This window comes from Lysobacter capsici (genome assembly GCF_014779555.2).
GTDB lineage: Bacteria > Pseudomonadota > Gammaproteobacteria > Xanthomonadales > Xanthomonadaceae > Lysobacter > Lysobacter capsici.
The window spans coordinates 3,811,249-3,837,589 of the sequence record NZ_CP094357.1; the positions used below are offsets into that span (position 1 = coordinate 3,811,249).

Below are 26,341 nucleotides of genomic sequence, written 5' to 3' on the forward strand. Positions count from 1 at the left end.
ATGGCGTTTTTCGATCCGCCGCACGATCCATTGCCGCCGGGGTTTCCCCTGGCGGCAGTGGATGCGTCGGGCCGGCCTATCGTCGAAGGCAGCCGGGTCCGCATCCCGGTCATGCCGCACTGGCTGATCCACGATCTGCCCGCCGAGGACGTCGCGCGTCTGCGCGCCGTCGAAGGCCAGGTGCTGCCGGTGCTGGAAATCGATGGCTACGGCTATCTTTGGTTCGGCGAACACGGTCCTTGGTTCAGCCTGATGCCAACCGAAGTAGTTCTCGAAAGCGAAGCCCCCCAAAGCCGATAAACCACGGGCTTTGATTGAACGTGGCTCCCACGGCCAGCGCTACGCGCACCGCCGCACAGTCGACGGATTTCGACACGGCCACCCAGGCCTTGGTGAAGGATCATGACAAGCGAACACCGCAGCGACTCTCCAGCGACGCCTCACGACGAGGATGAGCTGTTTATGATCGAAGGCGTGCTGGATCAGTTGTATGTAGAAGACGCGTTGGACAAGCTGATGGCGCGGATCGATCCGCAACGGCAGAGCAAGCCGACGTCCAAGCGTGTTGTCGTCGCCGCCGCTGCGCCGTTCGCGCAGGCAACAGGCATCATCGAGCGCACGCTGGTGCCGTCGGACCCCGGGGAAGAACGCGACTATTTCGCTTGCCGGATAGAGGGGCAAGTCGTGTTCGGAAGTTTCGCCGGGGCCAGCAAGCTCAAACAAGGCCACCGCGTGAAAGTAGCGGTATCGCGCGTCGGTGAAGCCTTGCATGCGCACGGAATTCTGGACCCGCAACAAGGCTACGTCTGGGTCCATTACCCATTAGGCAGCGCCGCGGATGCCAAGGCGGGCCGCATGTTCGCGTTGTGGACGTTTTGTTTTGCGTATCCGTGCATGGCCGCGATGTTCTGGTTGATCGGGCCGGACGGTCCGGATGCGCTCGAACTTCAGCTGCTACCCCTGATCAGCTGCGTTGTCCTGTGCGGCGCCATGGCCTTGACCGGCAACTGGGGCATGCTGGCGCCCAGCGAAACGCCGACCCGCATCTTCGGCCTGCTCGGCTTCGTCGATCCGCAGCGCGTCGATCTGCTTCAGTATCGGATCTGGTGGGTGGAGATGTGCAAGTTTCGCGAACTCATCGCCGCCAATAAGAAAGCGCTGCGCTCGGGCCGGATGAAACCCATCGCGCAGCCCGAACTGCTGCGCGAATCCAGCGACAGCACTCGCCATGTCCACGATTACCGGCAGGCGATCGCGGATGGGAAAGTGGTGGTGATTCGCTGAGCGTCTTCGCTGGAAATCAGGGATGAGCCTCGTTCGTGAAAGCGGCCCGGCGTCGTTCACCGAGACCTCGACGGAACCCGCGCCCTCAAGATTCTTCGCACACCGGCCCGCGCCTTCACCTTCGACAGATCGCGATCCACCCAGCTGAATGCGCCATCCCGATCGCTGCGCGCATGCGTCATGAGCGCGCGGTCGCAGACTGCGAGCGCATCGCTTGACCCCTGCCCGCACGCGTGCCTAGCGTGGCCTCGCCAGATGGACTGGCGCCACATGAAGGACGTCTTGTGAACAAAGGGAACCGTAGCATTCGCTTGACCGCGGTCGCCGTCGGAGTATTCGGCTTCGCCGCCTCGCTCACCGCCTTCGCCGCCCCGTGGGGATGCGACCACTGCCTGCCGGGCTATTACGCCTGCCGCACCAACACGCCCGACGCGCAACCCAGTTGCCTGGAGCAGTTCTGGCAATGCGAGCAGGACGGCGGCTGCCCGATCAGCCTGCCGCCGGATTTCTGAGCATTCCGCGCGCGCTGCGACGCAAGGCCTGCGAAGGTCGATTCGCCGGCCTTGCGTCATCGCCGCGATAGCCGCGTCGACGGACGCCTCCACGATCCGGATCGACGCGTCGTCAATTGTTCGGGCAAGCCATTCGCATCCGCGATCCCACGTCCGTGGCGCGCGGATCGTTTCGACGTGTCCGAGCGAAAAAAACTCGCGGCCGATGCTCGCGAAACCGCAAGCGCAGACTGCGACGGCGTTGACTTGACCGCGCCCGTTCGCCTGCCTAGCGTGGCTGCGCCAGATGGACTGGCGCCACATGAAGGATGCCTTGTGAACAAGAGGACCCGTAGTCTTCGCCTGACCGCCATCGCCGTGGGCGCGTTCGGATTCGCCGCTTCGCTCACCGCGATCGCCGGGCCGTGGGGATGCGACCACTGCGTGCCGATTTACCACGACTGCGTCAGCGCCAATCCCGACAACCGCGACGGATGCGTGGCGGACTTCTGGAACTGCCAGACCTCGAACGGCTGCATGATCAGCCTGCCGCCGGATTTCTGATCGCGGTCGCGACCGGCGATCCCGGAGGCGTTATCGACAAAGCCCGCGAATGCGCATTCGCGGGCTTTGCCGTACTTGCACGGCCGGGCGATACGCCGCTTACCGGCCGGCGCATGCACGGCCCGCTCGCGCCCGCGCAGGTATGCTTTGGCGATACTCCAACGAAGGATCGTCACGCATGCAAGCACCCGTACGCGAAACCAACACCATGGCGGTGATCAGCCTGATCGCCGGCATTCTCAGCTGGATCGTGCTGCCGATCATCGGCAGCGCCGCCGCCATCGTCTGTGGCCACATGGCGCGCGCGCAGATCCGCCGCGAGCCGGCCCGCTACGACGGCGACGGCATGGCCATCGCCGGGCTGGTGTTGGGTTGGGCGTCGGTGATCGTGGGGCTGCTGACCTTGCTGGTCGTGGTGCTGTTCTTCGGCGGCCTGGCCGCGGTGTTCGCCTTCGCCGCCAATCAATGATCCGGTCGCGCGGATAAGCCCGGCCTCGGCGCGCGCGGCGACTTGGCGAATCTGAGCGGCGCGCGCCGTAATGTGCTGCGGCGCAGCTTGTTCCGCGCGCGCGGTCGTCACAAGCTTGGACTGGCCAGATGGACTGGCGCTAAGGACAGGACACATTCAATGAAGACATGGACCCGCACAGCCCGCCTGACCGCGATCGCGGCCGGCGTTTTCGGCTTCTCCGCCTCGCTGACCGCGTTCGCCGCGGTCGACAAATGCCACCAGTGCTACACCGACGTGCTGGAGTGGTGCGAGGCCAACACCCCCGATGCGACGCCGAGCTGCTGGCTGCAGTATCGCGCCTGCCTGACCGCGAACCGCTGCCAGATCGTCATCGAACCTTGAGCCTTCGGGCCGGCCGCGACCGAGGTCGTCGGCCGGCTTCGCCCGCGTGCGCACGGCGGTCCGCAGGCCGGCGCGCGCGTCCGACGCACGATCGATCAGCACGGCGTGGCCCGTGACCACGCCGGTTTCGCGCTGCCGGTACGCGCCGTCCGCGATGCACCGCGCCGCGCGAACGCAACCGCTTTCGCCGGGGGGTTTCGCCCGCCGCACGCACGCCTTGATTGCACCGCCGCACTCATCCCAACCAGGACCGACCCGATGAAGACCCGCAACCGCTCCACCCGCCTGGCCCTGATCGCCCTGGCCGCCTTCGGTTTCGCCGCCTCGCTGTCGGCGGTGGCCTCCGACGACGCCGCCTGCCGGCAATGCCGGCTCGAATACGAAAGCTGCCTGATGTACAGCGAAATTCCCGGCGGCGGCAATTGCGACGCGCGCTACGCCCAGTGCGTGCGCACGCTCGACTGCCCGTTCGAAGAGATCTGATTCGCGCCGCGAACCGCGCCGTCGCAAGCATGGCTTGTGCATGTCGCCGTGTTCGTCAGCATCTACGGAAGCCAAATACGATGCAGACCCAAAACCGCGCCAACCGTCTGGGCCTGATCGCCCTGGCGGCCTTCGGCTTCGCCGCGTCGCTGTCGGCGATGGCGGACGACCGGAACAGCTGCGAAAGCTGCCGGATCGATTGGGAGTACTGCCTGGGGACTTCCCTGCCCCAGGACGCCCACGTATGCGACATGCGTTACGGGCAGTGCGTGGTTCCCCTCAATTGTCCGATCTCGAATTATTGATCCTGTCCCGGACCGCGCCGGCATGCGGCGCGGTCCGGATTCGAGCGAAACCCGCCGAAACCGCTGTAGGAGCGGCGCAAGCCGCGACCGCGATATAGCAACTGCTACGCACCCACACTGTCCCGGCTTACGACCCGGGCGAGGTGTCGCGGTCGCGGCTCGCTCCGCTCCTACAGGTAGATACCCCAGCCCCCGGCGGTAAGCCACTCGCGTCGCACGAACGCGCCGATGCCGTCTAGCGCGCAACCACGGCGCATGCGCGAGCCGCACTGCCACGCAGCGCTCGCCCCCGGACGCCCGCATGGGCGATAATCCGCGTTCCCCGACCCGAGTGCCCCCCGACCTCGTGTATAGCCTTGCCCGCCCCTTTCTCTTCGGACTGGACGCCGAACGCGCGCACGGTCTCGGCCTGACGGCGCTGGAGACGGCTTATCGCAGCGGCCTCAACCCGCTGATGGCCCGGCCGCCCAAGCCGCTGCCGACCAAAGTCCTCGGCCTGAGCTTCCCCAACCCGGTCGGCCTGGCCGCCGGCCTGGACAAGAACGGCGCGCATATCGACGCGCTGCTGTCGCTGGGTTTCGGCTTCATCGAAATCGGCACGGTCACGCCCAAGCCGCAGGCCGGCAATCCCAAGCCGCGCATGTTCCGCCTGCCCGAACAGCAGGCGGTGATCAATCGCCTGGGCTTCAACAACGACGGCGTCGATGCGCTGGTGCGCAACGTCGCCAAGGCCCGGCGCAAGCGCGGCCTGCTCGGCATCAATATCGGCAAGAACAAGGACACGCCCAACGAGAGCGCCGAGGACGATTACCTCTACTGCCTCGAACGCGTGTACCCGCTGGCCGACTACATCACCGTCAACATCTCCTCGCCCAACACCGCGGGCCTGCGCGAACTGCAGGAAGAGCAGTCGCTGCGGCGGCTGGTCGGCAACCTGCGCGAGGCGCAGGAAAAGCTCGCCGCGCGCGAGGGCAAGCGGGTGCCGATGCTGGTCAAGATCGCGCCGGACCTGTCCGACGACGACATCGAGGCCGCCGGCCGCGTGCTCGGCGAGTTGCAGGTCGACGGAGTGATCGCGACCAACACCACCATCGCCCGCGACGGCGTGGAAGGCTGCGCGCACGCGAACGAGATGGGCGGCCTGTCCGGCCGTCCGCTGATGACCCAGTCGACCACGGTGCTGCGCAAGATGCGCACGCGCCTGCCCGAGAGCATCCCGATGATCGGGGTCGGCGGCATTCTGTCGGGCGCCGACGCGGTGACCAAGATGGCCGCCGGCGCGAGCCTGGTGCAGTGCTATTCGGGCCTGGTGTACCGCGGCCCGGCGCTGGTGCACGAGTGCGTCGACGCCATCCGCCGCCGCAAGGAAGCGCCCAGTCGCGGTCACGTGCCGCCGACGATCTGAGCCGCCGCCATCGCTTTCCAGTCCGCCCGCTTTCCCGACCTCACCCAATCCGGCCTTCGCGCATGACCGCTGAACCGCGCATCGTGCGCGACGCTGAGCTGCAACACCGCAATACCTTCGGCGTGGCCGCGCGCGCGCCCTGGCTGGTGTCGATCGACGACGCCGCGGCGCTGCCGCGGGCCCTGCGGACCGGGCCCTTGAACGACGGCATCGCGCTGACCCTCGGCGGCGGCAGCAACCTGCTGTTCGTCGGCGACCCTACCGGCGCCGTGCTCGAACTCAGCGGCCGCCGCATCGCGACCCTGGGCGGCGACGGCGAGCACGCGATCGTGCGCGCCGACGCCGGGGTGATCTGGCACGAATTCGTCATGCACAGCCTCGCTCAGGGCCTGGCCGGCCTGGAAAACCTGGCGCTGATCCCCGGCACCGTCGGCGCCTCGCCGATCCAGAACATCGGCGCCTACGGGGTGGAAGTGCGCGACTTCGTGCACGCGGTCGAAGCCTTCGAACCGGCCAGCGGCCAGTGGCATCGCTTCGACAACGCCGCCTGCGAATTCGCTTACCGCGACAGCCGCTTCAAGCAGTCGCCCGATCGCTATCTGATCACCGCGGTCGAATTCGCGTTGCCGCGCGCGCCCGCGCTCAAGCTCGACTACGCCGGCATCGGCGAGGAACTCGCGGCGATGGGCGTGAGCGCGCCGACGTCGCGGACGGTGGCCGATGCGGTGATCGCGATCCGCCGGCGCAAACTGCCCGACCCGGCGCTGCTCGGCAACGCCGGCAGCTTCTTCAAGAACCCCATCGTCGCCGCCGCGCAGGCCGAGGCCTTGCTCGCGCAATACCCGGCGATGCCGGTGTTCCGCGGCGCCGATGCCGACACGCGCAAGCTGTCGGCGGCCTGGCTGATCGACGCCTGCGGCTGGAAAGGCCATCGCGACGGCGACGCCGGCGTGTCGGCCGCGCATGCGCTGGTGCTGGTCAACCACGGCGGCGCCAGCGGCCTGCAACTGCTCGACCTCGCCCGCCGTATCGCCGAATCGGTGCTGGCGCGATTCGCGGTCGCGATCGAACCCGAGCCGCGCATCGTCGGCGCGCGCTGGTGAGCGCAACCCCGGCGCATCCGCTGCGTGCCGCCGGCCTGATGTTGGCGAGCACCTTGTGCTTCGGGGTCATGGCGATCGCGATCCGGCTGGCCTCGGCCTCGCTGCACACCTTCGAGATCGCGTTCTTCCGCAACCTGTTCGGACTGCTGGCGGTGTTGCCGTTGTTGCTCGGCGCGCAGCGCGCCGAACTGCGCACCCGGCAACTGCCGAAGTATTTCGTGCGTTGCCTGATCGGCATGTTCTCGATGCTGGCCGGGTTCTGGGCGCTGGGCCATCTGCCGTTGGCGCAGGCGATTTCGCTGACCTACTCCACGCCGATCTTCGTCACCATCGCCGCGGTGCTGTTCCTGCGCGAACACGTGCGCGCGCGACGCTGGCTCGCGGTCGCGGCGGGCTTCATCGGCGTGTTGATCATCGTGCGGCCGGGCTCGGCGGAATTCTCGGTCGACAGCCTCGCGGCGCTGCTGGCCGCGGTGCTCGGCGGAGTGATCGCGATCCAGATCAAGCAACTGTCGAAGGTCGATTCGGCCAACACCATCGTGCTGTACACCTATGCGTTCTGGGTGCCGATGTCGCTGCTGCCGGCCTTGTTCGTCTGGCAATGGCCGCACGGCATCACCTGGGTGTGGATCGCCACCGCCGGCCTGTTCGGCACCGGCGGCCAAGTGCTGTGGACGCATGCGCTGAAGCTCGGCGAAGTCTCGGCGCTCACCCCGATCAGCTTCACCCAGTTGCCGCTGGTCGCCGCCGCCGGCTGGCTGTGGTTCGGCGAAACGCTGGACATCTACACGGTGATCGGCGCGGCGATCATCCTCGGCTCGAACGCCTACATCGCCCATCGCGAAGCGGTGCTGGCGCGTCGGCGCGCATCGGCCGCATCGACCGCGGGCGCGGTGCCGGGCGAGTAAGCCACGCAGCGACCTGGGCTTCCTGTAGGAGCGGCGCGAGCCGCGACCGCGAATCACCCGATCGCGACGAAACCATCTTTCGCCGCGAACATGACGCAACGCGGTCGCGGCTTACGCCGCTCCTACAGTGCAATACGCAACCACGAGCTGCGCTCGTTGGGGCGGTGTTGGCGACGTGCCGTACGAGCAAGCCTCACGCCGCCGGTTGGCGACCCGAGCTACCTGTAGGAGCGGCGCAAGCCGCGACCGCGAACCACCCGATCGCGGCGCAACCATCTTTCGCCGCGAACGTGACGCAGCGCGGTCGCGGCTTGCGCCGCTCCTACAGTGCAATACGCAACCACGAGCTGCGCTTGCTGAAGCGGTGTTGGCGACGTGTCTTGCCAACAAGCCCCACACCGCCGGTTGGCAACCCGAGCTACCTGTAGGAGCGGCGTAAGCCGCGACCGCGAACCACCCGATCGCGGCGCAACCATCTTTCGCCGCGAAGGTGACGCAACGCGGTCGCGGCTTGCGCCGCTCCTACAGTGCAATACGAAACCACTGCGCGCTGTTGCGAAAAAAAACGCCAGTCGTGATCGCCAACCCATCGATCGCAACGAACACGCAACGTCGAAGCCGCGGCCCGCATCACATCCGCCCTCGCATCCGCCACAACAGCCTCACCGCCGACACGCAGTCGCAGTGACGCGGCACACGTGCGCGCAATTGGCGATGCGGATCACATGCTGCAGCGCACGAACCCGCGCGCGCATCGCGCCGTTTCGTGACGGTTTCAGGGGCAATAGCGGCCACCGGTAGCCGCAATCGCGGCCAATCTGCGGCGCGGCCGGTAAACACGCGCCGTCGCGATTGACCCGTCGCGCCGGCCCCGCTATTCCGGACGCTGCAGTACGGAGGGGAACCGGCCGCGCGCACGCCCTAGCTCGCGCCGAACACGCGTTTCGCTCCTCCCTTCATGACGATCCAAAGGAGAGAGACATCATGGCAGTAAGCCGCTATCTGGCCGTCGCCCTCGTGGGCGGCGCCGTCGCCTTGTCGAGCCTGCCCTCGCAGGCCGAACAGGGCGATTACGGATTCTTCCAGACCATCCGCAACCTGGTGTCGCCGCCCAAGGCCGACAACAAGGTCCAGGCCGCGCAACGCACCGGCCAATACCCGCTGCTCAGCCGCGACGCCGCGCGCGCCGACGGTTTCGACCCGGCCGCGTACTACCAATGGCAGACCGTGCAACTGCCGGCGGAAACCGGCGCGATCTGCGGCAACGGCTCGCCGTACAAGATCTTCGTCAACCGCGTACCCAACACCACCAACACCATCATCTACATGGAAGGCGGCGGCGCGTGCTGGGACTACGCCAGTTGCACCGGCGCGACCGGCGTGCGCGGCGCGCGCAATCCCAACGGCGTGCCCGACGACTACATGAAGCTGCTGAACCCCGGCGCCAGCCTGGTCAGCCCGTTCGTGACGCGGGTGAGCCCGTTCGATGCGGTCAAGACCCAGAACTGGAACATGGTCTACGTGCCCTACTGCACCGGCGACATCTACAGCGGCGACAAGGTCGCGATCTATCCCGATCCGAGCGGACAGCAGCAGCCGCTGGTGTGGCACCACAACGGCCTGCGCAACACCCGCGCGATGACCGCCTGGCTCAAGGACAACCTGCCGCGTCCGGGCCAGATGCTCAGCACCGGCTGCAGCGCCGGCGGCGCCGGCAGCCTGATCGCCTACGATTCGGTGCGCAGCGATCTGGCGCCGAGCAGCGCGTATCTGATCGACGACTCCGGCCCGATCTTCCCGACCCCGCGCAACGGCAATCCGGCCGAATATCCCTCGCAGCCGCTGATGAACAAGATCCGCGACGTGTGGGGCCTGGACGCGCCGAACGGCCCGCTGGCCTTCCTCGCCGCCGGTCTGCCGCAGATCGACCTCAACGAACTGGGTTCGATCTATCCGGCGCTGGCCAACAAGCACCGCAACGACCGCCTGGGCCAGACTCACTTCTGGCAGGACCTGAACTATTCGTCGTACTCGTACGAGCGTTTCCACGACGACATCGCGCAGGCGCCGAACCAGGCCGCGAAGGAAGCGCTGATCCACGCCAAGTGGGGCAGCGACACCACCCGCCTGGCCGCGCGCCTGAACACGCTGGACAACTTCGGCGGTTACTTCCCGCAGTACCGCGCCTTGAACGAGAGCCACTGCACGACCATCGTCGACTTCAAGAACGGCGACGTGCAGGCGCAGAACCTGGAGTTGAAGAACTTCATCGACAGCGTGCTCGACGGCAACGGCAAGGTGCTCGACGCCAGCGAAGCCAGCGACGCGGCCGACAAGGCCAAGCCGTTCAACCTGCTGTACTGGCTGGTCGACCAGCTGCTGGCCTGATGAGACATAAGGCATGAATCGCAACATCCTCATGCTGGGTCTTGCACTGACCGTCGCGGCTTGCGCCGCGGCGGTCAGCCTGGGCTGGAACCCGCTGCGTCCGGTACGCGCACAGGCCGCGCCGGTGGATACGACCGCTGCCAGCGCCGGCAAACCCGATCCCTCATTGCACAACCTGCTGGCGACGCCGAAAGCGCGCGATTACCAGCAACGCAAGCAGTTCCAATCCGATGCCCACGACTTCTTCCGCAAGGCCGCCTCGCTGGGTCCGGCCGAACGCGAACGCCGCGCGCAGGCGCTGCGCCAGGACATCGAACGCTACGAAAACGCGAGCGAACTGTCGGCCGGCGAATCGATGCTGCTGCGGATCGGCCTGATCCAGGCCACCGTCGCCGACGAAGCGCAGCAGGCGGCGATGGTCCAGCAACTGGCCGCGCGTTATCGCGCCGACGCGAAACGCCGCGAGCAGCAATGGATCGAACAGCAGCAACACGACGCGCGCTTTCAGGCTTACAAGCAGCGCGAACGCGTGGTGGTCGCCGAAGTGTTGGCGATGCAGCAGATTCCCGGTGGCGTCACTCGCGACGAGTATCTGCGCCAGCGGTTGCAGGCGGAGCGGGAGCGGCTGTATCGGTGAGCGCCGATACGAACGGGACACCGAACAACCACGCTTAGTCGGCTTGGCAATCACTTCTTCAATTCGCCCCCTTTGAAAAAGGGGGCTGCGCGCTGCGCAGGCGCGATGTCTGCATTTTGTCTGTTCGCGCGGGGGATTTGCTCTTCGGGCGGAGCGCTGCGATCTGCGGGTAAAAGCGAATCCCCCCTAGCCCCCCTTTTCCAAAGGGGGGATGCTTCGGCAAGCTTCGTTTTGGTTTGTAACTGCGTTTTCGTTCGGAATTGCCGCGCCATCTCGTACTCGCTGCGCAACCCGTCAATCAGCCCACTTTGGAAAAGGGGGCAGCGCGCTGCGCAGGCTGGATGTGTGTACTTGGCCGGTTCGCGCGGGGGATTCGCTTTTCGTGCAGACCGCTGCGATATGTGAGTAAAAGCAAATCCCCCCTGCCCTCCTTTTTCAAAGGGGGAATGCTTCAGGAAGCTGCGTTTTGGTTTGTAACTGCGTTTTCGTTTGGAATCGCCGCGCCATCTCGTACTCGCTGCGCAACCCGTCAATCAGCCCACTTTGGAAAAGGGGGCGGCGCGCTGCGCAGGCTGGATGTGTGTACTTGGCCGGTTCGCACGGGGGATTCGCTTTTCGTGCAGACCGCTGCGATATGTGAGTAAAAGCAAATCCGCCCTGCCCCCCTTTTTCAAAGGGGGGAATGCTTCGTGAAGCTGCGTTTTGGTTTGGAACTGCGTTTCGGTTTGGAATTGCCGCGCCATCTCGTACTCGCAGCGCAACCCGTCAATCAGCCCACTTTGGAAAAGGGGGCTGCGCGCTGCGCGGGCTGGATGTGTGTACTTGGCCAGTTCGCGCGGGGGATTCGCTTTTCGTGCAGGACGCCGCGATCTGCGGGCAAAAGCTAATCCCCTAGCCCCCTTTCCAAAGGAGGAAACGCTTCGGGAAGCTGCGTCTGCGAACTGGACGTTACACGTCCTCGGCGACGATCACCCGATTGCGCCCATTACGCTTGGCCGCATACAACGCCTGATCCGCGCGCGCGAACGTCGCGGCGGTCTCCTCGCCAGCGCGGTAGCTCGCCAGGCCGATGCTGACCGTCAACGGCAAACCGACCGGCAGGTTGGCGATGGCTTCGCGCACGAATTCGCATTGCAGCTGCGCCTGCGCCGACGGCGCTTCGAACAGCATCAGGAATTCCTCGCCGCCGTAACGCGCGACGCTGTTGGGGCCGGCCGAATACAGGCGCAAGGCGTCGGCCACGGCCTGCAGGATGCGGTCGCCTTCGGGATGGCCGTGGACGTCGTTGATGAGCTTGAAATGGTCGATGTCGAGCACCGCGACCTGCAGCGGCGCATTCGCATCGCTGCGCGCCACCGCCTGTTCCAGCGCCAGCGCGAAGGCGCGGCGGTTCGGCAGGCCGGTCAGCGGATCGGTGCGGGTCAAGGCGGTCAGGTCGGCGTTGCTGGCCTCCAGCTCGGCCTGATACTGAAGCAGTTTGTGCTCGTACCAATCGCTTTCCTGCAGCTGCTGGGCCAGCGCGCGGCTGACCCGGCGCAGTTCGAGCAGGCGCGAGGTCTGTTTCGACAACGCCTGCAGGGCGTCGAACTGATGCGGCTGCAATTCGCGCGGCTCGCTGTCGATCACGCACAAGGTGCCGATCGCTTCGCCGCCGGGCGTAATCAGCGGCGATCCGGCATAGAAACGGATATGCGGATCGTCGGTGACCAGCGGGCTATCGAAGAAACGTTCGTCGTTGCGCGCATCGGGCACGACCATGGTCCGGTTCGGCTCGAGGATGGCGTGCGCGCAGAAGGCGAGATCGCGTGGGGTTTCCTGCGCATCCAGGCCGATGCGCGCCTTGAACCACTGGCGATCGGCATCGATCAGGCTCACCAGCGCGGTGGGCACGTCGCAGATCGCCGCGGCGATCGCGACCAGGTCGTCGAAGTCCTGTTCCGGAGGAGTATCCAGGACGCCGTAATGGCGCAGCGCTTCCAGGCGCGCGGTTTCGTTGGCGGGAATCTGCGGTTTCTGCACGGCACCACGTCCGGTAAGTGTCCGGATTACGGCGCGTCGGCACCGTTTTCGCGGACGGCGGGTCACGGCGGCGAGTCTAACAAAACGGCCCGAACCGGCCGGTCGCCGCCCGGCCCGCCGGCTCGGCCGCAGCATGCCGGCCCGGCGGCGTCAATGCGACCCAAGCGCGACCGCCTCAACCATCGATACCCGTCACAGCGATTGCGCGACCGCGGAACGGGGCGCTGTCGCACTGCCTGCAATGTCGAACCGATAGACTCACCGCGGCAAGGCGATGCCGCGAACGAGCGCGGCGCCGGCCACGGATCGCCACGATGGAGGACAAGGTGCAGGTGGAAACGAATAATTACGTCGAGCTCAAGAGCGAGATCCTCGACGGCATGCGCAGCTACCGCGAAGACCTGGCGCAGGACGGCGTCGATGCCGGTTACAGCGTGCAGCAGATCGACGAGTGCGAAGGCATCATCGATCGCTTCCTGGAGACCATGAGCGCGGCGGCCGAACGCGGCGACAGCGCCGCCGCGCACGGCGCGGTCAAGGACGCGGTGTTGAGCTTGAACGCGCTCAACGCGCGCTGCGGGCACAGTCTGATCGAGACCGATCAGCGCGAAGGTTTGTGCGAGTTGATCCTCGGCGCGGCGGCGTTGGCCGGTCTGGGCGCGCCGGGCGAGGACATCACCGAGGAGTGGCGGGAGTGGTGAGTCGCGGTTGATGGGTGCGGTGCGCGGGTTCGAGCTTCGTCGTCGGTGAATTTTCGCGGTCGCGGCTCGCGCCGCTCCTACAGGAAGCCCATGTAGGAGCGGCGCGAGCCGCGACCGCGTCACCACGTCTACCGCGAAACCGAACGAAGCCCACGACGGTTAAGCCGTAGCGCAAAACGACTCTCCCGCGCGCAACAAAAAAGCCGGGCCCGCGCACGGACCCGGCTTTTCAAATGCAACGACTCAGCGCGCGGTGACCGTCAACGCCACCCGCAGCGCCACCTTCGGCCGGATCGGATCGTCGCTGGCCACGCACACGTAGCCGCTGTGCGCGCCCGGCGCCAGGCCGGCGGTGTTGATGCGCACCCGGTTGGCGAGGCTGCCGTTGCCCGGCACCCGGCCGAACGCCCGCTGCGGTGCGCCGATCCACGGCGCTCCGCACTCGCTCTGCCCGTCGATGCTGTAGGCCAGACCGGCGAAGCCCTCGCCCGCGCCCCAGGTGCCGACACCGCCCGTGTTCGGCGCGATGGTGCGGAACTGGTTGTCGCCGGTGTTCGAGGCGAACCACACCCAGCGGTTGGCGAAGCTGGTGCGCGCGCTCACCACCAGCCAATAACGGCCCGGCGCGAGTTCGACGTTCTGGCCGGCGGCGGCCAGGTCCAGGGTGATGTTGGCGCCCTGTACGCTCACGCCGGTCGCGGTGGGCGCGGCGGTGTAGCTCCACACCGCGTTGCCGGCGAGCGGATTGCTGCTCGGGCTACCGGCGTTGTCGGCGTACACCGCCCAGTTCAGGCTCGCCGCCGTGCTCGCCAGCGGCTGGCCGCTGGAGACGAAGCCCGCCGAGAACAGCTTGGACAGCTTGGTGGTTTCGGCCAGGGTGAAGTCGTCGCTGGAGAACTGCGCCGGCACGCCGGCGCTGGCCGGATCGGTGTAGATCGTGCTGCGGAAGCCGCTGTTGACGCCTTCGGCGCTGGCATCGATCAAGGTGCGCGACGCGGTGCCGGTGTTGTCGACCTGGAACTCCAGCGGCGCGGCGCTGGTGTTGCCGATGCTGAAGTCGGCGAACCCGCGGCTGCCGGCCGGCAGGGTCAGAGCGACCTGCGACGGGCTCAACGCGATCGCCGGCGGCGGCACCGAGACCGCGATCGGCAGATGCAGCTGCGGCGAGTTGCGGTTCAACAGCGGCTGCAGTTCGAGCTTGCCGAAATGCCAGCTTCCGTCCTTGGCGAAGTTCTGGCTCAGCACCAACACGTTGACCGTGGTGCTGCTGCCCTGCGCGGAAACGAAGATCGGCGGGAAAGCGAGGCCGTTGAGGCCCTTGACCTGCGCCAGCCACAGCTCCGGCTTGCCCTGGGCGTGGCGGAAGGTGCGCTTGAAGGTGCACGAGCCCACGCATTCGCTCTTTTCCAGACTGGCCAGATTGAGCGCGGACACGTCGCCGCCGGTGCCCGGATCGGCCGCCAGGAAGCGCGCGGTGGTCTCGTTGAGGACCAGACCGGCCTGGGTGGCGCGATCGACCTGGATGCGGCCCGAGCCCATGTCGAACGCGTCGGCCGGGGTGACCTCGTCCTCGCGGAACACCTCCTGCTTGGCGGTCATCATCAGCGCGGATTTGATCTCGGCCGAGGTCCAGTTCGGCTGCGCCTGACGCAACAGCGCGGCGGCGCCGGCCTGATGCGGCGAGGCCATCGAGGTGCCGCTGAGCAGGCCGACCAGGTTCTCGCTGCCGGTCAGGGTGGTGCCGGAAATCACCGCGAGCACGTTGACGCCGGGCGCGGTCACGTCGGGCTTGATCAGATCCAGGCCTTCGGCCGGCCCGCGCGAACTGAACGCCGCGAGCACGTCGGGCGTGTTCGGAATCGGCGACGGCGGGAAGTTGATGCCGCCGGTGGAGGTGTTGCCGTTGCCGGCGGCGAAATCGCGCAATGCATCGCTGTCGGTCTGCGAGGCCAGGAACGCCGGGATGGTCGTGCCCGGGACGCTGGGCGTGGTCAGGGTCGGCTGGTTGTTGGCGATCACCACCGCGACCGCGCCGGCGGCCGTCGCGTTCTGGATCTTGACCGAGAAGTTGCAGGTGCCGCGGCGGATGACCGCGACCGCGTTGCTGAAGGTGCCGGCGGCGAACGGGTTGCAGCCGTCGTCGGCGGCATTGATGCCGGCGCTGACCCGCAGCGGCGTGGTCGGCGGCAAGGACGCCGCGAACGCGGTGCCGCCGCTGCCCTCGGTCAGTTCGATCGCCTGCAGCGCCGGCGGCACGGCGCCCGGGCCGGTCACCTGCAGCAGATAGGCGAAGGTGCCGCGGCCGTGCTGGGCCGCCGCGGTGGTCGAGGTCCAGGGCTGGCGATGGCCGGTGGTGTTCGGGCCGGGGCCGGAGTTGCCGGCCGCCGCGGCGATGAAGATGCCGGCGTCGGAGGCGTTGAGGAAGGCCAGCGACACCGCCTCGCCCCACGGCGACGCGCCGCCGCCGATCGAGTAGTTGATGACGTCCACGCCGTCGGCGATGGCCTGGTCGACCGCCGCCACCGCCGAGGTGTTCGGGCATTGGCCCTGGTTGGTCGCGGCGATGGTGTAGCAGATGTCGTAGGCGATGATGTTGGCGTGCGGGGCGACGCCGGAGATGCGGATGTTGCGGCCCTTGAAATTGGCGGTCCAGGCGTTGCCGGCCGCGGTCGAGGCGGTGTGGCTGCCGTGGCTGTTGGTGTCGCCGAAGCCGGGTTCCTCGCGCAGGCCGGCCACGCCGCAGGTGTTGCCGGGCGGGCCGCAGACGAAGTCCCAGCCGCCGATCAGCTTGTCGTTGCAGCGCCCTTCGTCGACGCCGCCGGGCGCGCAGGTGCCGATGAAGTTGCCGCTGCCGTTGGGATTGACGTGGTGATAACCGGTGTCGTCGATCGCCGCGAACGCCGGGCTGCCGAAGTTGATGCCGGTATCGAGAATGCCGACCACCACGCCTTCGCCGCGGAAGTTGGTCGGGTTGGCGTTCCACAGCGCCGGCGCGCCGATCAGCTGCGGGCCGACGTCGGTGGCGAGCGGGTATTCGCGGTATTCCTCGACCAGTTCGACTCCGGGCAACTTGGCGATGCGCGCGGCTTCGTTCTGGGTCATGCGGGTGACCACGCCGTTGACCGCGTGGTGCATGCGCCGCTCGATCGCCAGCGGGCGGCCGATCAATGAGGTGATGCCGCGTTCGTGATCGCGCTGCACGGTGTCGAGATGGCGCACGTAGCTGCGCGCCTGGGCGCTGTGGACGTCGATGCGGCTGGTGCCGCCGCTGGCGCTCTTGGCCGCGGCGCTGTTGGCGTTCTGCGCGCCGGCCAGGCGCTGCGGCGCGGGCAGGCCGGCGATTTCGCCGTGATACGTGCTCAGCGGCGCTTCCTTGTACAGGACGATGTAGCGGCTGGTCTGGGTTTCCAGGCCGCTGTCGGCGCGTTGCGGCGACGGCGCGCCGCCGATCGCGCCGGTGTCGGCCGGGCTGTCGCCGCTCAGGCCGCGTACCGCGGCGCCGGCGAGCGCGGCCAGCCCGATCAGGCTGATTGCGATCGTCAATCGATTGACTGCATGTGGCATCGAGAGGTCCTCCACGTTCGTTCGCGAAGAGACCGCCTCCATGCCTGCCCTGTCCAGGCACGTCGCGGTCCAGAGTCGGGAGGGAGCATCGGCCCCGGCGAACGCCGGCGGCCCCGCACCGCGAACGCGCAGGCCGGCGCAATGCATGCGTCGGCCGATTGGCTTACGTCCCCGGCAGGCAGTCCCCACCTGCCGACACACTGCGCGAGAGCGAAACGTTACGGCGTGATCATTGCCACAGTTTCGGTGCCGATGCAGATGGTTTTTCTGCATGTTTCAGCGTTGAAACTTCATAAATCGGCATGCGGTGCGTTGGGGATCGCGAATGGTTTTTTTGCGCTCGGGGTTTTGCTGGCGCCGTGCCTGTGCGTATGGAATCGGGATGCTGCGGTGCATCGTGAGGACAGGTTTCAGCGTCGATGCTTTCGTTGTGTCGATTCGATTCATCCGACTTCAATCGCACGCGATCCGGGCCGATGCGATGCGTTGTGATTTTCAACAGGCCGACAAAAAAAACGGCGCCCTCGCAGGCGCCGTCATGGATCGCATCGCAGTGGTCGGACCGGCCGGTCGATTCACCCGACCGGCCGAGCCCGCGTCGGCGTCATCGCTCCCGAACCAGCCGTCGATGCGCCGTGCCGATCACCAGCCAAAACCCGCGCCGATGCCGACCGAGCTTTCCGAATCGCTGAACGCGCCGCCGACGGTGACCGTCGCGCGGTCGCTGATCGCGCGCTGGTAACCGATCGACAGCGCCTGCTCGCCGCCCTGGAAACCGGCGCCGACCGCGACCCGGTTGGTGGTGCGCAGGCCCGCGGCGCTGGCCGACATCTGCACCATCGCCGAGGTCATCGCGCCCATCCGGTCGATGCGCTGGTCCTGCTTGTTGAAACGCCAGTTCATGTCGTCGCGCAGGCGGTTCACCGCTTCGGTCGGCGCGGCCAGCATCTGGGTCACGCGCGAATCGGTGTAGGTGTTGGCGCTGCGCAGGGTATTGACGTCGCCGGCGTCGGCGTGCGCGTTGGCGCTGCTCAAGGTCGCCGCGTCGCCGGCCTGGACCTGGGCGACATTGGCCGCGTCGGTCGGCGCGGTGCCGGCGGCGACGTTGGACACGCGCGTGCCGCCCGCGCCCTGCAGCGAAACCTGACTGCGCGAGGCATCGTCGTAGGTCACCGACGAAGCCACGCCGGCGCCGACCCGGGTGTACAGATCGGTCAGGCGGCCGTCGACCGCGGCGAAGGCCGAGCCCACGTCGTTGTAGTTGCCGCCCTGGATCACGTAAGTCGGCGGGGTGAACACGCCGCCGCCGAAGCTGGCGCCGCCGCCGAGCGCGCCGGTCACGGTGTTGAGCTGCGACAGGTTGACCGCGTCGGTGTCCTGAGTGGCCGCGGCGACGTTGACGAGCTGGCGCTCGGCGCCGGCCGAGCCGATCGAGACGGTGTTGGCGCGGTCGGCGACCGAGTTGCTGCCCAGGGCCACGCTGTCGGCGGCGGTCGCGCTGGCGCTGTTGCCGACCGCGACGGCGTTGTCGGCGCCGGCGTTGGCGTTGTTGCCCAGCGCGGCGCTGTTGTCGCCGGTGGCGTTGGCGGCCGCGCCGACCGCGGTGGCGTTGACGCCAGCGGCGGTCGAGGAGCTGCCGGTGGCGACGCTCTGGTCGCCGCTGGCGGTCGCGCCGGTGCCGCTGGCGACGCTGCCCAGGCCGCTGGCGGTGGCGCCGATGCCGCTGGCGACGCTCTGGTCGCCGCTGGCGGTGCTGCCCGAACCCAGCGCCGATGCGGCCTGGCCGGTGGCGACGCTGCCCTGGCCAAGCGCGACGCTCAGATCGCCGGTGGACTGCGCGCCCGAACCGACCGCGACGCTGCCGAAGCCCTCGGCGGTGGCGCCGGGACCGCATGCGGTCGCGTCGACGCCGTTGGCGGTGGCGCCGGCGGAATTGACGTTGCCCAGGCCGTCGTCGACCTGGCAGGTCGAACCGGCCCAGGCCGAGGCGCTGGCCAGCATCAGTGCGGCGGCGAGGACGGAAAGCTGCATGTTCTTCTTCTTCATGAAGACCCCTGAAACAGGGCGGGCCGCGGCGAAGCGCGCGACGGCCCGCGGAATGCGGGAATGGACCGGCGCGACGCCGGTCCGATCGAAAGGCACCGCCGCCGGGTGGCGGCGGTGCCGGGTCCAGCCGTTACCGCGTCAGATCACGGCCCCGGCGTGACCGTCAACGCCACGCGCAGCGCCGCCTTCGGCCGCACCGGATCGTTGCTGGCCACGCACACGTAGCCGACGTGGTTACCCGGGGTCAGTCCGGCGGCGCTGATCTGCACCTGGGTGTTGATTCCGGTGGTCGGGTTGAGGCGGCCGAACGCGCGGTCCGGTGCGCCGATCCACGACGCGCCGCAGGCGTTGGCGCCCTGCAGGTTGAACGCCTGGCCGGCGAAGCCGGTGCTCGCGTTCCACACGCCGGTCCCGGCGGTACCCGGGGTGATCGCGCGGAAGATGGTGTCGCCCGTGTTGGAGGCGAACCACACCCAGCGGTTGGCGAAGGTGCTGCGCGAGTACACGATCAGCCAGTAACGGCCTGGAGCGAGGTTCACGTTCTGCCCGGCCGTGGCCAGGTTCAACGCAATATTCGCGCCGGTAACCGTGACGCCCGGGCCGGTCGGCGGCGCCGAGTAAGTCCACACCGCGGCACCGGGGCTGGTCTGCGGATTGCCTTCGGGGTTGCCGCCGACGTCGCGGTAGATCATCCAGGTCAGGCCGGTGGAGGTCGTCGCCAGCGGCTGGCCGCTGGACACGAAGCCCTGGGTGAACAGCCGGGTGATCTGGGTCGCTTCGGTGACGGTGAAATCGTCGGCCGAGTACTGGCCCGGACTGCCGGCGGTCGCCGGATCGATGTACTGGGTGCTGCGGAAGCCACTGCTGACTGCGCCGGCCGGCGCATCGATGTAGGTGCGGGTACCCGAGCCGGTGTTGTCGATCTGGTAATCGAGCGCGGAGCCACCGACGTTGTCGATGCGGAAGCTGATCGAACCGGTGCGACCGGTCTCCAGGCTCAATGCGACCTGGCCCGGATTCAACGCGACCACCGGCGGCGGCACCGAGACCGCGATCGGCAGGCGCAAGGTCGGCTGTCCGGTGTTGCCGCCCTGCGGCGTCAGCACCAGCTTGCCGAAGTTCCAGGAACCGTCCTTGGGCAGCGAGCTGGTCAGCACGGTGACCTTGACCGGCTTGCTCTCGCCCGGGTTGAGCACCAGCGACAGCGGCGTCACCACCACGCTCAGCCCCTCCCCGCGCACGTTCCAAGTCTGGCGCGTGCTCAGGGTGTTGCGGAAGGTGCGGGTGAAGGTGCAGCTGTTGGCGCACTTGGCCTTGCCCATGCTCGGCAGGTTGAGGCTGGACGGATCGCCGCCGGTGGCCGGATTGGCCGCGCGGTAGTTGGCGGTGGTCTCGTTGAGCACGAGGCCGGCCTTGATCGCCTGATCGATCTGCACCCGGCCCGAGCCCATCGCGAACGCGTTGGCCGGGGTCACCGAGTCTTCCTTAAACACTTCCTGCTTGGCGGTCATCATCAACGCCGACTTGACCTCCGAAACGGTCCAGGTCGGCTGCACCTGACGCACCAGCAAGGCCGCGCCGGCCTGATGCGGCGACGCCATCGAGGTGCCGTCCTTCAGGCCGATCTCGTTCTCGCTGCCGCTGATGGTGGCGCCGGCGATGACCGCGAGCACCGACACGCCCGGCGCGGTGATGTCGGGCTTGACCAGATCGAACGCGCCGGCCGGGCCGCGCGAGCTGAAATCGGCCAGCACGTCGGGCGTGTTCGGCAGCGGCGTGGTCGGATAGCCGATGCCGGCGGTGGTGGTGTTGCCGTTGCCGTTGGCGAAGTTGCGGATCGCATCGCCGTCGGCGACGGTCACGCCGAACACCGGCACGGTGGTGCCCGGCACGGTCGGCGAAATCGCCGCGGCGACGTTGTTGGAAATCACTACGGCGGTGGCGCCGGCCGCGACCGCGTTATTGACCTTGATGACGAAGCTGCAGGTGCCGCGGCGGATCAGCGCGGTCTTGCCGGTGAAGGTGCCGGCCGGGTACGCCACGCAACCGTCGTCGACGGTGTTGAAGCCGGCGCTCACGCTCAGCGGCGTGGTGTTGGGCAGCGCGGCGGTGAACGCCGTGCCGCCGTTGCCTTCGGTCAACAGCACCGCCTGCAGCGGCGCCGGCACCGCGCCGGGGCCGGTGACCTGCAACAGATAGGCGAAATCGCCGCGACCGTGCGTCGCCGCGGCGGTGGTGGCGACCCACGGTTCCAGATGGCTGGTGCTGCCCGCGACCGGACCGTCGTTGCCGGCCGCGGCGGCGACGTAGATGCCGGCGTCGCTCGCGTTCAGAAACGCCAGCGAAACCGCCTCGCTCCACGGATTGCTGCCGCCGCCGATCGAGTAGTTGATCGCGTCGACGATGCCGTCGGCGATCGCCTGATCGACCGCGTCGGCCGCCGAGACGTTCGGACACAGGCCCTTTCCGTCGGAGATGCGCGTGTAGCACACGTCGTAGGCGATGATGTTGGCGCGCGGCGCGACACCGGACAGATGCACTTGGCGGCCGCGGAAGGTGGCGGTGCGCACGTTACCGGCGACGGTCGAGGCGACGTGGCTGCCGTGACCGTTGGTGTCGCCGAAACCGGGTTCCTCGCGGATGTCGGGTTGGCCGCAGCTGTTCGCGCGGCTGGTGCAAACGAAGTCGTAGCCGCCGATCAATTTATCGTTGCAGCGGCCCGCATCGACGCCGCCGGGTGCGCAGGTGCCCAGGTAGTTGCCGGTGCCGAGCGGATTGACGTGCTGGTAGCCGGTTTCGTCGATCGCGGTGAACGACGGGCTGCCGAAGTTGATGCCCGAGTCGACCACGCCGATGACCATGCCTTCACCGCGGTATGCGGTGGGCGTGGCGTTCCACAGCGCCGGCGCCCCGATCAGGGTCGGGCCGGTGTCGGTGGCCATTTCGTACTCGCGGTATTCCTCGACCAGCATCACCTCGGGCATCGAGGCGACCTTGGCCGCTTCGTTCTGCGACAGGGTGGTGATCATGCCGTTGAGGGCGTGGCGCATGCGCCGTTCGACCCGCAGCTGACGGCCGAGCACGCGGTCGATGCGCTGCTCGTAGCCGCTCTGCAACGCGTCGAGGTGATGCACGTAGTTGCGCGCGTTGGCGCTCTTCACGTCGACGCGGCCCTCGCTCGCGGCGGCCATGCCGGTCATCGCGCCGCGCGCTTCCAGGCGCGCCGGCGCCGGCAGGCCCTGCAGGCCGCCCTTATAGGTGCTCAACGGCGCGTCCTTGTACAGGACGATGTAACGGCTGGCCTTGCTCTCGGCGCCGCTGCTCGCCGGCGCGGGCGCGCCGCCGATCCCGGCGAAACCCGCGCCACCGCCACCGCTCAATCCGAACACACTGGCGCCGGCGATCGCCGCTATGGCGGCGATACCGAGCGCAATCGAAGTTTTCTTAAACACCTGCTGCATCTGAAACGTCCCCCACTCCAGTTTGCAAAACAATCCGCTCCGCCCACGCACATGGCGCAAGCGGAGTGGTCCGTGATCATGATTCGACTGCCAGGTGCCCCACGCGTGTAATAAACACCCCTGATACCCACAACGCGTGCCAGCCGACACTACCCCACCCCGCGCTTGCGACGCGAATGCCGTTTCTGATGAACGGGTCATGCAGCGGCCCGACCAGCGGTCGCTCGGCGACCGCTTCAGGCTTGACAAGACGGGGATCGGGGCGCGAAAGCGCCGGTCAGCGCTGCGGCCAGGGACGCAGCAGGCCGCCGCGATAGACCACCAGGTACACCGCGACCACCCAGGCCGTGGCGACCGCCCAGCCGGCGAGGATGTCGGAGGGGAAATGCACGCCCAGGTACAGGCGCGAGAAGCCGACCAGGAGCACGAACGGCGCCATCACGATCAGCACCGGCCAGCGCCAGCGGGTCGTCCAGCTGAGCAGAATCAAGGTGACCGCCAGGGTCATCGACCCCATCGCGTGCCCGCTGGGAAAACTGTAGTTGTGTTCCGGCGCGATCGATTCCCACAGCGACGGACGCTCGCGGGCGAAGAACTGCTTGGCCGCGATATTGAGCAGCGCCGAACCGCCGAGCGCGATCGCGGCGAAGATCGCCTCGCGAAAGCGCCGACGCGCGACCAGCACCACGACTAGGCCGATATCGAACGGCACCACGCCGTACTGGTAGCCGAGCTGCGACACGATCACGAACAATTTGTCGTAGCCCTCGCGGGCCAGGCCGTGCGCGTACTCCAGCACCGGCACGTCGAAGACGATGGCTTCCTGCTCGTGGATTTCGTCGGCCAGTTCGGCGAAGCCCCACAGCGGCAGCAGCAGGCCGGCGAACACCAGCAGCAACAGCCAGCCGTGCCGGCGCAGCACCGTCGCGCCGAAGCGCGTGACCTGCTGCAGGGCGTTGCCGTTCGCAGCGCCGCGCACCGCCCTGGCCTGATCGGTCGCGGCGACGCGTTCGGCCGCGGCGCGCGACTCAGGCGCCGGCGACACGGGCACCGTAGTTGCGTTCGACGTAGGTATCGATCAAGGCGACGAAGTCCTGGGCGATGTGCTCGCCGCGCAGGGTCACGGTCTTCTCGCCGTCCTCGAACACCGGCGCCGACGGCGTCTCGCCGGTGCCCGGCAGGGAAATGCCGATGTTGGCGTGGCGCGATTCGCCCGGGCCGTTGACGATGCAGCCCATCACCGCCAGGGTGAGGTTCTCCGCGCCCGGATGGGTGATCTTCCACTCCGGCATCTTGTTGCGCACGTGTTCCTGCACGGTCTGCGCCAGCTCCTGGAAGAAGGTGCTGGTGGTACGGCCGCAACCCGGGCAGGCGGTCACCATCGGAGTGAACGCGCGCAGGCCCATGGTCTGCAGCAGTTCCTGGGCGACGATGACTTCGTTGTTGCGCGACTGGCCCGGTTCGGGCGTCAGCGAGATGCGGATGGTGTCGCCGATGCCTTCCTGCAGCAGCACGCCGAGCGCGGCGCTGGAGGCGACGATGCCCTTGCTGCCGATGCCGGCCTCGGTCAGGCCCAGGTGCAGCGCGTAATCGCCGCGGCTGGCCAGTTCGCGGTACACCGCGATCAGTTCCTGCACGCCGCTGACCTTGGCGCTGAGCACGATGCGATCGGCCGGCAGGCCCAGCTCGACCGCGCGCGCGGCCGAATCCAGGGCCGAGCGGATCAGCGCCTCGCGCAGCACCCGGCCGGCGTCCCAGGGTTCGGCGCGGGCGGCGTTTTCGTCCATCAGCTGGGTCGCCAGCGCCTGGTCGAGGGAGCCCCAGTTGGCGCCGATGCGCACCGGCTTGCCGTACTTGATCGCGAACTCGATCAAGGTGGCGAACTGGCTGTCCTTCTTCTTGCCGAAGCCGACGTTGCCGGGGTTGATCCGGTACTTGGCCAAGACCTCGGCGCAGGCCGGCTCGGCGGTGAGCAGTTGATGGCCGTTGTAGTGGAAGTCGCCGATGATCGGCACCTCGATGCCCATCATCGACAGCTTGTCGACGATCCGTGGCACCGCCGCGGCGGCCTCGACGGTATTGACGGTGATGCGGACCAGTTCCGAGCCGGCCCGCCACAATTCGCCGATCTGCTTGGCGGTGGAGGCGACATCGGTGGTGTCGGTGTTGGTCATCGACTGCACCACCACCGGCGCGCCGCCGCCGACCTGGACCCCGCCGACCGTCACCGATCGGGTCAGGCGTCGCGGCAGGGGGCCGAAACCGGGATGGGCGCAGGGCAAGGCGGCATCTGAATTCATGGGCGGCATTGTAACGCCGGGGCACGCGGGTTACGTGTCGCTCAGGTGAAGCGCGGGGGAACGGTGCGGTGCGGCGGCGGGTCGCGGTGGCGGTTCGCGACTTCTGATCGCGGCGACGGTGCGGCACCTGCTGGCCCGAGCCAAGGTAGCGCCGGCACAAGGTGAAGCCAGCAAAAAGCCCGCCGCGCTACCATCGACGGCGACGCTGCCGCGCTGGAATGCGCATCTCCGAGCCCGTCATTCCCGCGAAGGCGGGAATCCAGTGCCTTTCGTGCGAGAACGTTTGAAGTCACTGGATTCCCGCCTTCGCGGGAATGACGAGCGATGAAGTGACGTAGCCTTGCCTCTCTGCCACTACCCCACACCAAATGCCCCCCAGCCAAGCCGACGAAGTCCTCACCCCCAGCCAGCTCAACGCCCTGGCCCGCGACCTGCTGGAAGACACCTTCCCGCTGATCTGGGTCGAAGGCGAACTGGGCAATCTGTCGCGGCCGTCGTCGGGGCATCTGTACATGACCTTGAAGGACGCGCGCGCCCAGGTCCGCTGCGCGATGTTCAAGCCCAAGAGCAGCTGGCTGAAATTCGTCCCGCGCGAAGGCCTGAGGGTGCTCGCGCGCGGCCGGCTGACCCTGTACGAAGCGCGCGGCGACTACCAGCTCGTGCTCGATCACATGGAAGAGGCCGGCGAGGGCGCGCTGCGGCGCGCGTTCGAGGAACTCAAGGCGCGGCTGAGCGCCGAAGGCCTGTTCGACAACGAGCGCAAGCGCGAACTGCCGCGCTTCCCGACCCGCATCGCGGTGATCACCTCGCCCAGCGGCGCGGCGGTGCGCGACGTGCTCAGCGTGCTGGCGCGGCGCTTCCCGCTGGTCGAGGCCGAGGTGCTGCCGGTGCCGGTCCAGGGCGACGGCGCGGCCGAGCGCATCACCGCGATGCTGCAGCGCGCGCAGGCCTCGCAACGCTACGACGTGATCGTGCTCGCGCGCGGCGGCGGTTCGCTGGAAGACCTGTGGGCGTTCAACGACGAACGGCTGGCGCGCGCGATCGCCGCGTCCGCGGTGCCGGTGGTATCGGCGATCGGTCACGAAACCGACTTCAGCCTGGCCGACTTCGCCGCCGACGTGCGCGCGCCGACCCCCTCGGTCGCGGCCGAACTGCTGGTGCCGCAGCGCGACGACCTGCTGCACCGCCTGCGCGTGCTCGACGCGCGCCTGGCCAATCTGCAAGGCCAGCGCCTGCGCCAGGCGATGCAGCGCACCGACCGCGCCGGCCTGCGCTTGAACGCGCAACGGCCGCAGGCGCGGCTGGCCGCGTTGCGCACCCGCCAGGACGACGCGCTGCGCCGGCTGCAGCAGGCCTGGAACCTCAAGCTCGAACGCGAACGCGCGCATCTGCGTCATGCCGACGCGGTGCTGCGCGCGCGCCACCCGCGACGCCGCATCGCGCAATTGCGCGAACGCCTGGGCGCGCTCGCCCTGCGTCCACAGGCGGCGATCGCGCGGCGCCTGCGCAACGACGCGCTGCGCCTGCGCGGCCTGGCCCGCTCGATGGAAGCGATCAGCCCCTTGGCCACCGTCGCCCGCGGCTACGCCATCGTCCAGCACGAAGACGGCCGGGTGGTGCGCAGCGTGCTCGACGCCGCGCCGGGCGATCGCCTGACCGCGCGGGTGCACGACGGGCAGTTGAAGGTCCGGGTCGAGGACAAGGATTCGTAGTTGGCCGGCGCCTGGAATTCAAATCCGACCCATATTGATTCGTCGCGTATTCACCGGATTGGCTGATTGCCGAATTGCTGGATCGGCGAATTGGCGCGAGATCTCGAGGTCTTTTGT

Annotated in this window: 22 protein-coding genes; 15 read left to right on the top strand and 7 right to left on the bottom strand. The window is 68.0% G+C overall.

Features of this window, described 5'->3' with window-relative positions; genetic code table 11:
- The 13 genes from IEQ11_RS15415 to IEQ11_RS15475 all read left to right on the top strand — a co-directional run bounded on the left by IEQ11_RS15415 (window position 1) and on the right by IEQ11_RS15475 (window position 10,421).
- Window positions 1-300 (top strand): hypothetical protein, encoded by a 300-nt coding sequence (locus tag IEQ11_RS15415; RefSeq protein WP_191820732.1) that lies wholly within the window; start codon window positions 1-3, stop codon window positions 298-300.
- A gap of 102 nt (window positions 301-402) precedes the next feature.
- Window positions 403-1,284, top strand: a complete 882-nt coding sequence (locus IEQ11_RS15420; protein WP_191820731.1) for a hypothetical protein — start codon at window positions 403-405, stop codon at window positions 1,282-1,284.
- 311 nt (window positions 1,285-1,595) lie between these two features.
- Window positions 1,596-1,796, top strand: a complete 201-nt coding sequence (locus tag IEQ11_RS15425) for a hypothetical protein (RefSeq protein WP_036112261.1) — start codon at window positions 1,596-1,598, stop codon at window positions 1,794-1,796.
- Window positions 1,797-1,847: 51 nt separating this feature from the next.
- Window positions 1,848-2,339, top strand: a complete 492-nt coding sequence (locus IEQ11_RS15430) for a hypothetical protein (protein WP_191820730.1) — start codon at window positions 1,848-1,850, stop codon at window positions 2,337-2,339.
- 178 nt (window positions 2,340-2,517) lie between these two features.
- Window positions 2,518-2,808, top strand: coding sequence for a DUF4190 domain-containing protein (locus tag IEQ11_RS15435; RefSeq protein ID WP_096414979.1), 291 nt, complete (start codon window positions 2,518-2,520; stop codon window positions 2,806-2,808).
- A 159-nt stretch (window positions 2,809-2,967) separates the two neighbouring features.
- Entirely contained in the window at window positions 2,968-3,192 is a 225-nt protein-coding gene (locus IEQ11_RS15440; RefSeq protein WP_036112252.1) for a hypothetical protein, read from the top strand.
- 258 nt (window positions 3,193-3,450) lie between these two features.
- Window positions 3,451-3,675, top strand: a complete 225-nt coding sequence (locus IEQ11_RS15445; RefSeq protein WP_046657118.1) for a hypothetical protein — start codon at window positions 3,451-3,453, stop codon at window positions 3,673-3,675.
- Between the two features lie 80 nt (window positions 3,676-3,755).
- A complete protein-coding gene (locus IEQ11_RS15450) occupies window positions 3,756-3,980 on the top strand; it encodes a hypothetical protein (RefSeq protein WP_191820729.1) in 225 nt (74 codons plus the stop codon).
- A 346-nt stretch (window positions 3,981-4,326) separates the two neighbouring features.
- A complete protein-coding gene (locus IEQ11_RS15455) occupies window positions 4,327-5,385 on the top strand; it encodes a quinone-dependent dihydroorotate dehydrogenase (RefSeq protein WP_036112239.1) in 1,059 nt (352 codons plus the stop codon).
- A 62-nt stretch (window positions 5,386-5,447) separates the two neighbouring features.
- Window positions 5,448-6,488 (top strand): UDP-N-acetylmuramate dehydrogenase, encoded by a 1,041-nt coding sequence (gene murB / locus IEQ11_RS15460; protein WP_191820728.1) that lies wholly within the window; start codon window positions 5,448-5,450, stop codon window positions 6,486-6,488.
- A gap of 38 nt (window positions 6,489-6,526) precedes the next feature.
- Window positions 6,527-7,396: a DMT family transporter gene (locus tag IEQ11_RS15465; RefSeq protein ID WP_191820894.1), complete on the top strand. Its 870-nt coding sequence runs from the start codon at window positions 6,527-6,529 to the stop codon at window positions 7,394-7,396.
- Between the two features lie 984 nt (window positions 7,397-8,380).
- Entirely contained in the window at window positions 8,381-9,784 is a 1,404-nt protein-coding gene (locus IEQ11_RS15470) for a pectin acetylesterase-family hydrolase (protein ID WP_036112234.1), read from the top strand.
- A 13-nt stretch (window positions 9,785-9,797) separates the two neighbouring features.
- Window positions 9,798-10,421, top strand: a complete 624-nt coding sequence (locus IEQ11_RS15475; RefSeq protein WP_191820727.1) for a hypothetical protein — start codon at window positions 9,798-9,800, stop codon at window positions 10,419-10,421.
- Window positions 10,422-11,369: 948 nt separating this feature from the next.
- Here IEQ11_RS15475 and IEQ11_RS15480 read toward each other — a convergent pair.
- Entirely contained in the window at window positions 11,370-12,440 is a 1,071-nt protein-coding gene (locus IEQ11_RS15480) for a sensor domain-containing diguanylate cyclase (RefSeq protein ID WP_247024571.1), read from the bottom strand.
- A 314-nt stretch (window positions 12,441-12,754) separates the two neighbouring features.
- Between IEQ11_RS15480 and IEQ11_RS15485 the strand changes: the two genes are divergently transcribed.
- Entirely contained in the window at window positions 12,755-13,141 is a 387-nt protein-coding gene (locus tag IEQ11_RS15485) for a hypothetical protein (RefSeq protein WP_191820725.1), read from the top strand.
- Between the two features lie 243 nt (window positions 13,142-13,384).
- Here IEQ11_RS15485 and IEQ11_RS15490 read toward each other — a convergent pair whose 3' ends face one another.
- From IEQ11_RS15490 to ispG, 6 genes are all read right to left on the bottom strand, one after another.
- Window positions 13,385-16,705, bottom strand: a complete 3,321-nt coding sequence (locus IEQ11_RS15490; protein WP_191820724.1) for a S8 family serine peptidase — start codon at window positions 16,703-16,705, stop codon at window positions 13,385-13,387.
- A gap of 276 nt (window positions 16,706-16,981) precedes the next feature.
- Window positions 16,982-17,152: a hypothetical protein gene (locus IEQ11_RS15495; RefSeq protein WP_247024573.1), complete on the bottom strand. Its 171-nt coding sequence runs from the start codon at window positions 17,150-17,152 to the stop codon at window positions 16,982-16,984.
- 195 nt (window positions 17,153-17,347) lie between these two features.
- Window positions 17,348-18,736 carry a YadA-like family protein gene (locus tag IEQ11_RS15500; RefSeq protein WP_228464417.1) on the bottom strand — a complete coding sequence of 463 codons (1,389 nt, stop codon included), beginning with the start codon at window positions 18,734-18,736 and terminating at the stop codon, window positions 17,348-17,350.
- A gap of 158 nt (window positions 18,737-18,894) precedes the next feature.
- Window positions 18,895-22,212, bottom strand: a complete 3,318-nt coding sequence (locus tag IEQ11_RS15505; RefSeq protein ID WP_191820722.1) for a S8 family serine peptidase — start codon at window positions 22,210-22,212, stop codon at window positions 18,895-18,897.
- Window positions 22,213-22,489: 277 nt separating this feature from the next.
- Window positions 22,490-23,164, bottom strand: a complete 675-nt coding sequence (locus IEQ11_RS15510; RefSeq protein ID WP_191820893.1) for a phosphatase PAP2 family protein — start codon at window positions 23,162-23,164, stop codon at window positions 22,490-22,492.
- Between the two features lie 76 nt (window positions 23,165-23,240).
- Entirely contained in the window at window positions 23,241-24,512 is a 1,272-nt protein-coding gene (gene ispG / locus IEQ11_RS15515; protein ID WP_051547712.1) for a flavodoxin-dependent (E)-4-hydroxy-3-methylbut-2-enyl-diphosphate synthase, read from the bottom strand.
- 368 nt (window positions 24,513-24,880) lie between these two features.
- Here ispG and xseA point away from each other — a divergent pair, with 368 nt between their 5' ends.
- On the top strand, window positions 24,881-26,224 hold the full coding sequence (gene xseA / locus IEQ11_RS15520; RefSeq protein WP_191823346.1) for an exodeoxyribonuclease VII large subunit: 1,344 nt from the start codon (window positions 24,881-24,883) through the stop codon (window positions 26,222-26,224).
- The last annotated feature ends 117 nt before the right edge of the window (window positions 26,225-26,341 follow it).